General features: G+C 68.9%; 11 protein-coding genes. 10 read left to right on the top strand and 1 reads right to left on the bottom strand.

Features of this window, described 5'->3' with window-relative positions; genetic code table 11:
* Positions 1 to 211: 211 nt before the first annotated feature.
* From ACFZDC_RS31325 to clpX, 3 genes are all read left to right on the top strand, one after another.
* The gene (locus tag ACFZDC_RS31325; RefSeq protein ID WP_391329257.1) at positions 212 to 817 is read left to right on the top strand and encodes an ATP-dependent Clp protease proteolytic subunit; all 606 of its coding nucleotides are present in this window, start codon (positions 212 to 214) and stop codon (positions 815 to 817) included.
* A gap of 69 nt (positions 818 to 886) precedes the next feature.
* Positions 887 to 1,552, top strand: a complete 666-nt coding sequence (locus tag ACFZDC_RS31320; protein WP_391329160.1) for an ATP-dependent Clp protease proteolytic subunit — start codon at positions 887 to 889, stop codon at positions 1,550 to 1,552.
* Positions 1,553 to 1,723: 171 nt separating this feature from the next.
* Entirely contained in the window at positions 1,724 to 3,010 is a 1,287-nt protein-coding gene (clpX, locus tag ACFZDC_RS31315; protein WP_391329159.1) for an ATP-dependent Clp protease ATP-binding subunit ClpX, read from the top strand.
* Positions 3,011 to 3,081: 71 nt separating this feature from the next.
* On the opposite strand, the gene ACFZDC_RS31310 is transcribed toward clpX, so the two are convergent.
* Positions 3,082 to 4,056, bottom strand: a complete 975-nt coding sequence (locus ACFZDC_RS31310; protein ID WP_391329158.1) for a hypothetical protein — start codon at positions 4,054 to 4,056, stop codon at positions 3,082 to 3,084.
* 137 nt (positions 4,057 to 4,193) lie between these two features.
* On the opposite strand from ACFZDC_RS31310, the gene ACFZDC_RS31305 reads away from it, so the two are divergent.
* The 7 genes from ACFZDC_RS31305 (at position 4,194) to mreD (ending at position 12,421) form a co-directional block, all read left to right on the top strand.
* A complete protein-coding gene (locus ACFZDC_RS31305; RefSeq protein ID WP_391329157.1) occupies positions 4,194 to 6,824 on the top strand; it encodes a valine--tRNA ligase in 2,631 nt (876 codons plus the stop codon).
* A gap of 66 nt (positions 6,825 to 6,890) precedes the next feature.
* Positions 6,891 to 8,435, top strand: coding sequence for a glutamate ligase domain-containing protein (locus tag ACFZDC_RS31300; RefSeq protein ID WP_391329156.1), 1,545 nt, complete (start codon positions 6,891 to 6,893; stop codon positions 8,433 to 8,435).
* A 9-nt stretch (positions 8,436 to 8,444) separates the two neighbouring features.
* Entirely contained in the window at positions 8,445 to 8,816 is a 372-nt protein-coding gene (locus ACFZDC_RS31295) for a DUF4233 domain-containing protein (protein ID WP_391329155.1), read from the top strand.
* A gap of 63 nt (positions 8,817 to 8,879) precedes the next feature.
* Positions 8,880 to 9,293: a nucleoside-diphosphate kinase gene (gene ndk, locus ACFZDC_RS31290; RefSeq protein ID WP_020940057.1), complete on the top strand. Its 414-nt coding sequence runs from the start codon at positions 8,880 to 8,882 to the stop codon at positions 9,291 to 9,293.
* Positions 9,294 to 9,605: 312 nt separating this feature from the next.
* Positions 9,606 to 10,625, top strand: coding sequence for a rod shape-determining protein (locus ACFZDC_RS31285; RefSeq protein ID WP_086693298.1), 1,020 nt, complete (start codon positions 9,606 to 9,608; stop codon positions 10,623 to 10,625).
* Between the two features lie 163 nt (positions 10,626 to 10,788).
* Positions 10,789 to 11,727 carry a rod shape-determining protein MreC gene (mreC, locus tag ACFZDC_RS31280; RefSeq protein ID WP_391329154.1) on the top strand — a complete coding sequence of 313 codons (939 nt, stop codon included), beginning with the start codon at positions 10,789 to 10,791 and terminating at the stop codon, positions 11,725 to 11,727.
* Positions 11,728 to 11,743: 16 nt separating this feature from the next.
* Positions 11,744 to 12,421 carry a rod shape-determining protein MreD gene (gene mreD / locus ACFZDC_RS31275; RefSeq protein ID WP_391329153.1) on the top strand — a complete coding sequence of 226 codons (678 nt, stop codon included), beginning with the start codon at positions 11,744 to 11,746 and terminating at the stop codon, positions 12,419 to 12,421.
* Positions 12,422 to 12,435: the final 14 nt, after the last annotated feature.

Raw genomic sequence — 12,435 nt, 5'->3', positions numbered from 1 at the left:
TACTCCGCTCCAGGCGCCCCCGCAGAGCCCCGCGCGCTACGCCCCCGGCGAACACTCCCATCTCCGGGATTCCCCGAGGGGACCTGAGCGTTAGGGTCCTTGAATACGGGGGCAGGGGAGTCTCCTGAAACCCCAGCCAAGCCTCCGGCAGGACGACGTGAGACGGCCCGGCGCCGTCGTAAGACGAGCAGGTGGATACGTGACGAATCTGATGCCCTCCGCCGCCGGCGAGCCTTCCATCGGTGGTGGCCTCGGCGACCAGGTCTACAACCGGCTGCTCGGCGAGCGGATCATCTTCCTCGGCCAGCAGGTTGACGACGACATCGCCAACAAGATCACCGCACAGCTGCTGCTCCTCGCCGCCGACCCGACGAAGGACATCTACCTCTACATCAACAGTCCCGGCGGCTCGGTGACGGCCGGCATGGCGATCTACGACACCATGCAGTACATCCCGAACGACGTGGTCACGATCGCCATGGGCATGGCGGCCTCGATGGGCCAGTTCCTGCTCACCGGCGGCTCCGCGGGCAAGCGCTTCGCCCTGCCCCACGCGGACATCATGATGCACCAGGGCTCCGCGGGCCTCGGCGGTACGGTCTCGGACATCAAGATCCAGGCCGAGTACCTGATGCGCACCAAGAAGCGCATGTCCGAGCTGACCGCGCTCCACTCCGGCCAGACCGTCGAGACGATCATCCGCGACGGCGACCGCGACCGCTGGTTCACCCCGGAAGAGGCCAAGGAGTACGGTCTCATTGACGAGATCATCACGCACGCCTCGGGTGTTCCGGGAGGCGGCGGCACCGGTGCCTGACCGGCCCGGCCACGCCACGCACCGCCACGACCCCAGCCCCCAGAACGCCACCAGGACGGTGAACACCCCATGAGCAACTTCCCCGGCGCCGCCAGCGGCATGTACGAAGGGCCCCGGCCCGAGAGCCGCTACGTCATCCCGCGCTTCGTCGAGCGCACCTCCCAGGGCATCCGCGAGTACGACCCGTACGCGAAGCTCTTCGAGGAGCGCGTGATCTTCCTGGGCGTCCAGATCGACGACGCGTCGGCCAACGACGTCATGGCGCAGCTGCTGTGCCTGGAGTCGATGGACCCCGACCGGGACATCTCGATCTACATCAACAGCCCCGGTGGCGACATGACGGCCCTCACGGCCATCTACGACACCATGCAGTTCGTGAAGCCCGACATCCAGACGGTGTGCATGGGCCAGGCGGCCTCCGCCGCGGCCATCCTGCTCGCCGCCGGTACGCCGGGCAAGCGCATGGCGCTGCCGAACTCCCGGGTGCTGATCCACCAGCCGGCCGGCTCCACCGGCCGCGGTCAGCTCTCCGACCTGGAGATCATCGCCAACGAGTTCACCCGGATGCGTGAGCAGCTGGAGAACATGCTGGCCAAGCACTCCAACCGGCCGCTCGAGCAGGTCCGCGAGGACATCGAGCGCGACAAGATCCTCACGGCCGAGGAGGCGCTGGAGTACGGCATCGTCGACCAGATCATCTCCACCCGGAAGATGAACAACGACGCGGTCCGCTGACCCGGAGCGGCACACGCTCAGGCCCCCTTGGCAAGGTCCACGTCAAAGTGAACCCTGCCAAGGGGGACCCGAACACAGGGCCCGGCAAGGTACCGTCGGACATAAGGCAGCACCAGGAGCCGCTGGACGCGAAAGCGTCCGGGCGTCTCCCAGGCGAAGGGGAAGCACACCGTGGCACGCATCGGTGACGGCGGCGATCTGCTCAAGTGCTCGTTCTGCGGCAAGAGCCAGAAGCAGGTCAAGAAGCTCATCGCAGGGCCCGGTGTGTACATCTGCGACGAGTGCATCGATCTCTGCAACGAGATCATCGAGGAAGAGCTCGCGGAGACCAGCGAGGTGCGCTGGGAGGAGCTGCCCAAGCCCCGCGAGATCTACGAGTTCCTCGAGGGCTACGTGGTCGGCCAGGAGGCCGCCAAGAAGGCGCTCTCCGTCGCGGTGTACAACCACTACAAGCGGGTCCAGGCGGGCGAGAACGGCGGCGCCCAGGGCCGTGACGACGCCATCGAGCTGGCGAAGTCCAACATCCTTCTGCTCGGCCCCACGGGTTCCGGCAAGACGCTCCTCGCCCAGACCCTGGCGCGCATGCTGAACGTCCCGTTCGCCATCGCCGATGCCACGGCACTGACCGAGGCGGGCTACGTCGGCGAGGACGTGGAGAACATCCTGCTGAAACTGATCCAGGCGGCCGACTACGACGTCAAGAAGGCCGAGACCGGGATCATCTACATCGACGAGATCGACAAGGTCGCGAGGAAGAGTGAAAACCCTTCCATCACCCGCGACGTCTCGGGCGAGGGTGTCCAGCAGGCCCTGCTCAAGATCCTGGAGGGCACCACGGCCTCCGTCCCGCCCCAGGGCGGCCGCAAGCACCCCCACCAGGAGTTCATCCAGATCGACACGACGAACGTCCTGTTCATCGTGGGCGGTGCGTTCGCGGGTCTGGAGAAGATCATCGAGTCCCGGGCCGGCGCGAAGGGGATCGGTTTCGGCGCCACCATCCGCTCCAAGCGCGAGCTGGAGTCCAAGGACATCTTCGAAGACGTCATGCCGGAGGACCTGGTCAAGTTCGGCATGATCCCCGAGTTCATCGGCCGCCTGCCGGTGATCACCAGCGTCCACAACCTGGACCGCGAGGCCCTGCTCCAGATCCTGGTGGAACCCCGCAACGCGCTCGTCAAGCAGTACCAGCGCCTCTTCGAACTCGACGGGGTGGAACTGGACTTCGAGCGCGAGGCCCTGGAGGCCATCGCCGACCAGGCCATCCTCCGCCAGACCGGCGCCCGCGGTCTGCGCGCCATCATGGAGGAGGTCCTCATGTCGGTGATGTACGAGGTGCCGTCCCGCAAGGACGTCGCCCGCGTCGTCATCACGGCCGACGTGGTCCACTCGAACGTCAACCCGACCCTGATCCCGCGGGACGCGCGCGGCCGTGGGCCGGGGGAGCAGAAGACGGCGTAGCCGCCTGTACGGACGCAACGGAAGGGGCCCCGGTCAGCCGACCGGGGCCCCTTCCGTCGTGGCTCACGCCATCAGATCTTGACGCGCACGTCGTTGCGGAGCTTCGCGGCGAGGGCGGCCGTGTCGTCGATCGAGCCGCCGTCACCCGCGGCCAGCGAGGCGAGGCTGAACGCCGAGACGTCGGCGACCGTGCTGTGGTCGCCCCAGATGCAGAAGGGCAGTTTGACGGTCTTCGCGGCACCCGCGGCCGACGCCGACGAGTCGCTGTTGTCGATCTGCACCACCTGGCACTTCATGACACCGTCGAAGCCGGCCGGGTGGACCGTCTGCGGGCTGCCCAGCAGCTTGCCCTTGGTCTTGTCCCCGCTCTGGTCCTTCTCCGACTCCGACTTGACCTTGGCGAACGCGGCGTCCACCACGGCCTCGGGGTCGTCGATGGTGCCGTAGACACCGCTGAAGGAAAGGCCCTTCGCCGACAGGCCGGTCCCGTTCTGGTACGTGGCGCCGGCGTGCTTCGCGTTCTTCACGCCCCACTTCTCGAAGTCGGCCAGGTCGTCGCCGCTCATGGTGTCGTCGGAGCCGGTGTTCCCCGACTTCTTGTACGTGCCGTTGATGACCGTCGCCGGCGTCGTCAGCTTGTGCGGCCCGTCGTCCGCGACGTCGATGCCGCTGCTGCCGCTGAGCAGGAAGTACGCGCCCACCGCGATCGCCGCCACGACCGCCACCGCCCCGATGATCAGGCCGGTCTTCTTCTTGCCGCCACCCGGGGCCGGCGGCTGCGGAACGCCGTAGGGCTGCTGGCCGTAGGGGCCCGGCTGCTGCCCGTACGGGTTCGGCTGCTGGGGCACGCCCTGCTGCGGGTAGCCGTAGCCGGGCTGCGGCGGGGCCGGAGGGGCCTGCTGGGGGTAGCCGTAGCCGGGCTGGGGCGCCTGCGGCTGCTGGCCGTAGGGGCCCGGCTGGCCGTAAGGACCAGGCTGCCCCGGCTGGCCGTACGGACCCGGCTGCTGAGGCGGCCCGCCGTACGGGCCCGGCTGGTTGTTGCTCATTTCTGGGTTCCCCTCCAGATGCTTATGTGTTCACGACATCCTGGCTCAGGGCCCGGAAGCACAGGGCACCGGGGGCCTCACCGTTACAGAACAAACGCGTTTCGGGACCACCCCGTGACACCTCTAAACTGACCCCCGTGACCGAGAACGCTCAGCAGCAGCCACCCGCGCCCGACACCGAATTGCCGACCCAGTACGCGCCGGCCGATGTAGAGGGGCCGCTGTACGAGCGCTGGGTAGAGCGCGGTTACTTCGAGGCGGACGAGAAGAGCGACAAGCCGCCGTACACGATCGTCATCCCGCCCCCGAACGTCACGGGCAGCCTGCACCTGGGCCACGCCTTCGAGCACACGCTCATCGACGCCCTGACCCGCCGCAAGCGCATGCAGGGGTTCGAGACCCTGTGGCAGCCCGGCATGGACCACGCCGGTATCGCCACGCAGAACGTCGTCGAGCGGGAGCTGGGCAAGGAGGGCAAGTCCCGGCACGACCTCGGCCGCGAGGCCTTCGTCGAGCGTGTCTGGCAGTGGAAGGCCGAGTCCGGTGGCCAGATCAGCGGGCAGATGCGCCGACTCGGCGACGGTGTCGCCTGGTCGCGTGAGCGCTTCACGATGGACGAGGGCCTGTCCCAGGCCGTCCAGACCATCTTCAAGCGGCTCTACGACGACGAGCTGATCTACCGCGCCGAGCGCATCATCAACTGGTGTCCGCGCTGCCTCACCGCCATCTCGGACATCGAGGTCGAGTACCAGGACGACGACGGCGAGCTGGTCTCCATGAAGTACGGCGACGGGGACGACACCATCGTCGTCGCCACCACCCGTGCCGAGACCATGCTCGGTGACACCGCCGTCGCCGTTCACCCCGACGACGAGCGCTACAAACACCTCGTCGGCAAGCTCATCGCACTCCCGCTCACCGAGCGCTCCATCCCGGTCGTCGCCGACACCCACGTCGACCCCGAGTTCGGCACCGGCGCCGTCAAGGTCACCCCGGCCCACGACCCGAACGACTTCGAGATCGGCCAGCGGCACGACCTGCCGTCCATCACGATCATGGATGAGCACGCCGTCATCACCGCCCACGGCCCCTTCCAGGGCCTGGACCGCCTTGAGGCCCGCTCCGCCATCGTCGCCGCGCTGCGCGCCGAGGGCCGGATCGTCGCCGAGAAGCGGCCGTACGTCCACAGCGTCGGGCACTGCTCGCGCTGCAAGACCACCATCGAGCCCCGCCTGTCCATGCAGTGGTGGGTCAAGGTCGGCCCGCTGGCCAAGTCCGCCGGCGACGCCGTCCGCGAGGGCAAGGTCAAGATCCATCCGCAGGAGATGGAGAAGCGGTACTTCGACTGGGTCGACAACCTCCACGACTGGTGCATCTCGCGGCAGTTGTGGTGGGGTCACCGGATCCCGGTCTGGTACGGCCCGAACGGCGAGGTCGTCTGCGTCGGACCCGACGAGCAGCCGCCCGGGACCGAGGCGGAGGGCTGGAAGCAGGACACCGACGTCCTCGACACCTGGTTCTCCTCCGGCCTGTGGCCCTTCTCGACCCTCGGCTGGCCCGAGCGGACCGAGTCGCTCGCGAAGTTCTACCCGAACTCCGTCCTCGTCACCGGCTACGACATCCTCTTCTTCTGGGTCGCCCGGATGATGATGTTCGGCCTGTACGCGATGGACGGCACGCCGCCGTTCCACACCATCGCCCTGCACGGCATGGTCCGCGACCAGTTCGGCAAGAAGATGTCGAAGTCCTTCGGCAACGCGGTCAACCCGCTGGACTGGATGGACAAGTACGGCAGCGACGCCCTGCGCTTCACGCTCGCCCGTGGCGCCAACCCGGGCGTCGACGTCCCGATCGGCGAGGACTGGGTCCAGGGCTCCCGCAACTTCGCCAACAAGATCTGGAACGCCACCCGCTTCGCGCTGATGAACGGCGCGACGGTGGACGGCCCGCTGCCGGACGCGTCGGCGATGTCGGCCACCGACCGCTGGATCCTCTCCCGGCTCAACTCCGTCATCGCCGAAGTCGACGCGTACTACGACGACTTCCAGTTCGCCAAGCTGTCCGACACCCTCTTCCACTTCGCGTGGGACGAGGTCTTCGACTGGTACGTCGAGCTGTCCAAGACGACGTTCCAGGCGGGCGGCGAGGCGGCCGAGGTCTCCAAGCGGGTCCTCGGCGAGGTCCTCGACGTCACCCTCAAGCTGCTGCACCCGGTCGTCCCGTTCGTCACCGAGACCCTCTGGACCACCCTCACGGGTGGCGAGTCGGTCGTCATCGCCGAGTGGCCGAAGGACAGTGGCTTCCGCGACGCCGGCGCCGAGCGGGAGATCGAGACGCTCCAGTCCGTCATCACCGAGGTCCGCCGCTTCCGCGCCGACCAGGGCCTGCAGCCGGGCCAGCGCGTCCCGGCCCGCCTGACGCTGGACGGTACGGCGCTGGCCCCGCACGAGGCCGCCATCCGCCAGCTGCTGCGTCTGCAGCCGGAGGCCGAGTCCTTCACGGCCACGGCCACCCTCCCGGTCGCCGGCGCCGAGGTCGCCCTCGACCTCTCCGGCACGATCGACGTGGCCGCCGAGCGCAAGCGGCTCGCGAAGGACCTGGCCGCCGCCGAGAAGGAGAAGGCCCAGGCCACGGCCAAGCTCGGCAACGAGGCCTTCCTGGCGAAGGCTCCGGAGAACGTGGTCGACAAGATCCGCACGCGTCTCGCCAAGGCGGACGAGGACATCGCCCGCATCCAGTCCCAGCTGGAGAAGCTGCCGCCGGCGTAGCGCGGCGAGCGGAAACCCGTCCGAAGGCCCCCGGAGCTGCACGGCTCCGGGGGCCTTCGCCCACGTATGTCACCGGGGCTCCGTAGACTGAACCCCGTGAGCGACCACCCCGGCACCAGTGACACGCCAGACCCCCTCGACGCCTTCGACGAACTCGTCGCCGAGGAGACCGACCGCGACCCCGACCTCGCGGTGATCGAGGCCGGCAGCCGTACCCTGCGCACGCAGGGCGGCCCGCCGCAGGCCGACGTACCCGCGCGGCCGGAGGACCCCGAGGTCGACAAGGCCCTGCGCGAGGTCGAGGCGGAGCTGGCCACCCGCTGGGGAGAGACCAAGCTGGAGCCCTCCGTCAGCCGGATCGCCGCGCTGATGGACGTGCTGGGCGAGCCGCAGCGCTCGTACCCCTCCATCCACATCACCGGGACGAACGGCAAGACCTCCACGGCCCGCATGATCGAGGCCCTGCTCGGCGCCTTCGAGCTGCGCACCGGCCGGTACACCAGCCCGCACGTGCAGTCGATCACCGAGCGGATCAGCCTGGACGGCGCCCCGATCTCCGCCGAGCGGTTCATCGAGACGTACCAGGACATCAAGCCGTACATCGAGATGGTCGACTCCTCGCAGGAGTACCGGCTGTCCTTCTTCGAAGTCCTCACCGGCATGGCGTACGCCGCCTTCGCGGACGCACCGGTCGACGTGGCCGTCGTGGAAGTGGGCATGGGCGGCTCCTGGGACGCCACCAACGTGATCGACGGTGACGTCGCCGTGGTCACCCCCATCGGGCTCGATCACACCGACCGGCTCGGTCAGACGCCGGGCGAGATCGCCGGGGAGAAGGCCGGCATCATCAAGCAGGACGCGACCGTGATCCTGGCGCAGCAGCCGGTGGACGCGGCGCAGGTGCTGCTGAAGAAGGCCGTCGACGTGGACGCCACCGTGGCCCGCGAGGGGCTGGAGTACGGGGTGGTGGCCCGGCAGGTCGCGGTCGGCGGGCAGCTGCTCACCCTGCGTGGTCTGGGCGGCGAGTACCCCGAGGTGTACCTGCCCCTGCACGGCGCCTACCAGGCCCACAACGCGGCCGTGGCGCTCGCCGCCGTGGAGGCGTTCTTCGGGGTCGGCGCGCAGCGCGCGGAGTCGCTGGACATCGACACCGTGCGCAAGGCCTTCGCTGCCGTGTCCTCGCCGGGCCGGCTGGAGGTCGTACGGCGCTCTCCCACCGTCGTCCTCGATGCCGCCCACAACCCGGCGGGCGCGGAGGCCACCGCCGAGGCCGTGCGGGAGGCGTTCGACTTCAGCCGGCTGATCGGTGTGGTCGGGGCGAGCGCCGACAAGAACGTCCGGGGGCTGCTGGAGGCCTTCGAGCCGATCTTCGCCGAGGTCGTCGTCACACAGAACTCCACGCACCGCGCCATGGACGCGGACGAGCTGGCCGCCATCGCCGTCGAGGTGTTCGGCGAGGAGCGCGTCCAGGTCGAGCCGCGGCTGCCCGAGGCCCTGGAGGCCGCGATCACGCTGGCCGAGGAGGAGGGCGAGTTCGCGGGCGGCGGGGTACTGGTCACGGGCTCGGTCATCACGGTGGGCGAGGCCCGCCTGCTGCTGGGGAAGGGCTGAGGTTCCGCCATGCGTACGCTCTGTTCATCGACGCTGATCGGCGAGTTCTTCGTCATCGGGTTCGCGGCGCTCGTGGCCATGAAGGACCCCGACCTGGCCACGTCGACCGTGTGGCTGGTCAGCGGTGTCGCCATGGCCCTGTGCGTGCTGCTGTGCGGCATGGTGACCCGCCCGGGCGGCGTCGCCCTCGGCTGGGCCCTGCAGCTCGCCCTGATCGCCTCCGGTGTCTTCGTCCCGACGATGTACTTCCTGGGCGCGGTGTTCGCCGCCCTGTGGTGGGCGTCGGTGCACTTCGGGAGGAAGGTGGACGAGGCGAAGGCGAGGTTCGCGGCCCAGACCGAGTCCGCTGCGTCTTCCCCCACCACACCTGACGCTGCGTAACAGCGGCACGAACACGCCCTGTAACCTCGTCCCACCGCACACGTCAGTCGTAAGGAGTCATCCGTGAGCCAGCGCACCCTCGTCCTCCTCAAGCCCGACGCCGTCCGTCGAGGCCTGACCGGCGAGATCATCAGCCGTATCGAGCGCAAGGCGGGCTGGCGGATCACCGCGCTGGAGCTGCGCACCCTGGACCAGGACACGCTGGAGCAGCACTACGGCGAGCACAAGGGCAAGCCCTTCTACGAGCCGCTGGTGGAGTTCATGGCGTCCGGTCCGGTCGTCGCGCTGATCGTCGAGGGCGAGCGGGTCATCGAGGGCCTGCGCGCGCTCGCCGGGCCGACCGACCCGATCGCCGCCGCGCCCGGCTCCATCCGTGGCGACTACGGCGTGATCGTCCGCGAGAACCTGATCCACGCCTCCGACTCCGAGGAGTCCGCCGAGCGCGAGGTGAAGATCTTCTTCCCGGGCCGTGCCTGAGGCACGCCGAGGGAAATTTTCGGAGAATTTTCTGAGAGGGCGTCAGTTCCACTCGGGATCCTGACCTGGGACGGCCGTACGATTTCGGCCGTCCCTTGGCATATGCGTTACCGATCGGGGGAACGTGTGCCCCCGATGGCCCGTCTCCACAAGCGAGGCGGCGCGCCATCTGCTGACAATGGCGGAGACCCTCGCGCAGTGTTCGTGCAGGCGCGTTTACGATGGAAGCCTTCACGTCACAGCACCCGCCTCGCCGACCTGATGTGCCCTCAAAAGCTCGGGAAGGCCCGATGAATCCGGATGGGGAACTCAATGTCGTTCATCGGCCGTGACATGGCTGTCGACCTCGGGACCGCCAACACGCTGGTGTACGTCAGGGGTCGCGGAATCGTACTCAACGAGCCCTCCGTCGTCGCGATCAACACCAACACCGGTGGCATCCTCGCGGTCGGTGCCGAAGCGAAGAAGATGATCGGCCGGACGCCGGGCAACATCGTCGCCGTGCGTCCCCTGAAGGACGGCGTGATCGCCGACTTCGAGATCACCGAGCGGATGCTCCGCTACTTCATCCTGAAGATCCATAAGCGGCGGTATCTCGCCCGGCCGCGGGTCGTCGTCTGTGTGCCCTCGGGCATCACGGGCGTCGAGCGCCGTGCCGTCATCGAGGCGTCCTCCCAGGCCGGTGCGCGTCAGGTGCACATCATCGAGGAGCCGATGGCCGCGGCCATCGGCTCCGGCCTGCCGGTCCACGAGGCCACCGGCAACATGGTGGTGGACATCGGCGGCGGCACCACTGAGGTCGCGGTCATCTCGCTCGGCGGCATCGTCACCGCCCAGTCCATCCGCGTCGCCGGCGACGAACTGGACAATGCGATCATCCAGTACATCAAGAAGGAGTACAGCCTTCTGCTGGGTGAGCGCACGGCCGAGCAGATCAAGATCACGATCGGTTCGGCGTACGAACTCGACTCCGACGAGCACACCGAAGTCCGCGGCCGGGACCTGGTCTCCGGACTGCCGAAGACCGTCGTCATCTCGGCCGCCGAGGTCCGCAAGGCGATCGAGGAACCGGTCAACGCGATCGTCGACGCCGTCAAGACGACTCTCGACAAGTGCCCGCCGGAGCTGTCCGGCGACATCATGGACAGGGGAATCGTTCTGACCGGCGGCGGGGCGCTGCTGCGCGGTTTGGACGAGCGGCTGCGGCGGGAGACCGGAATGCCGATCCACATCGCCGAGGACCCGCTGGACAGCGTGGCGCTCGGTTCCGGAAAGTGCGTCGAGGAGTTCGAGGCGCTCCAGCAGGTTCTGGACGCCCAGCCGCGCAGATGACGTAACGCTTTGATTCCGCCGTACGAGACGATCTCCTCTCGTACGGCGGCTCGTTGATATAGAGGCATAAGCTCCCACAAATGGGCCCCTTCGGTTTGCGCTTCTCGAGTGGCGCCTCAGGGGGTCCCCGAATTCCTACTGAGGAAGGGCACGGCCGCCGCACGTGAGGGACACGAAAGAGAGCCGGCTTCTCCTGGTCCTGCTGATCGCCATCGCGTTCGCGTTGATCACGGTGGACATCCGCGGAGGCCGGAACTCGCCGGTCGACGGTGCCCGGCAGGCCGCGGCCGCGGCGTTCGGCCCGATCGAGAACGGGCTGTCCTCGGCGGTCGACCCGGTCGGCAACGCGGTCTCCGCCGTCCGGGACTCCGGCAGCCGCCACGACCGGCTCGCCGTGCTGGAGCGGGAGAACGCGGCCCTCAAGGCGAAGCTCGGCAGCGACGACCGCAACCGCAGCCGCCTCAAACAGCTCGACAAGATGCTGAAGGTCGCCGGCGAGGGCCAGTACGGCATCAAGGGCGCCCAGGTCATCGCCATAGGGTCGGCGCAGGGCTTCTCCTGGACCATCACCGTCGACGTCGGCGCGAACGACGGCATCCGGCGGGACATGACCGTGCTGAACGGCGACGGCCTCGTCGGCCGGGTCACCACGGTCGGCCCCCACACTTCCACCGTGCTGCTCGCCAACGACCCCGACTTCACCGTCGGCACCCGCATGGAGAACAGCGACGAACTCGGCTTCGCCTCCGGGCAGGGCGACCGCCCGCTGCGCGTGGAACTCCTCAACGGCAAGGCGGAGGTGAAGAAGGGCGACCGTCTCGTCACCTTCGGCTCCCAGGCCGACAAGCCCTTCGTGCCCGGCGTCCCGGTCGGCGTGGTCTCCCGCGTCGACCCCTCCGGCGGCGGCCTCACCCGCACGCTCTACGTCACCCCGTACGTCGGCTTCACCAAGCTCGACATCGTCGGAGTGGTCGTCGAGGCCCCGAAGAGGGACCCGCGCGACGAGGTCCTGCCGGCCAAGCCCAAGCCGACCCCGACGCCGACGGTGACCGTCACGGTCACTCCCTCGGCGGGCGCACCCGCAGACGGCCAGCAGCAGTAGGAGCTGAGTTTTACCCATGCGTGTCAACCGGATCCTGCTCTCCAGCGCGCTGGTCGTCGTCGCCCTGGTGATCCAGGTGAGCGTCCTCGCCCGTCTGCACCTGCCGGGCGCCGTCCCCGACCTGCTGCTGCTCACCGTGCTCGGCCTCGCCATGGTGTACGGCCATGTGGGCGGCGCCCTCGTCGGCTTCGGCGCCGGACTGCTCGCCGACCTCGCCCCGCCCGCCGACCACGCGGCCGGCCGCTACGCCCTCGTGCTGTGCGTCATCGGCTACTGCGCCGGACTCATCAGGCCGGAGAACGGCCGCCTGAAGTCGGCGACCGGCCCGATGGCCGTCGTGGTCGCCGCGGCCGTCGGCTCCACCCTGCTGTACGCGGGCGTCGGGGCCCTGGTCGGCGACACCGCCGCCCGCCATGTCGGCCTGCCCGGACTGCTGTTCTCGGCCGCCCTGTACGACCTGCTGCTCGCGCCGTTCGTGGTTCCCGGGATCATGTGGCTGGCCCGTCGCTCCGACAACGATCCGCTCACCGACACCAGTCCCGCGGCCAAGGCCGGTGACATCTCCTCCGGCTGGCTCTCCTCCGGCACCGGCCTGCACATCGGCAGCCAGCGCGGCGGCCTGGGCGCCCTGAAGGCCAAGGCCCGCACCCGCTCCACCCGGGTCGGCCGCATCAAGGGGGTCAAGCGGCTGTGAGCCCGGGCGAGTTC

This window comes from Streptomyces sp. NPDC007905 (genome assembly GCF_042959345.1).
In the GTDB taxonomy this organism is placed as follows: Bacteria; Actinomycetota; Actinomycetes; order Streptomycetales; family Streptomycetaceae; genus Streptomyces.
This window is presented reverse-complemented; position numbering and strand designations above follow the sequence as displayed.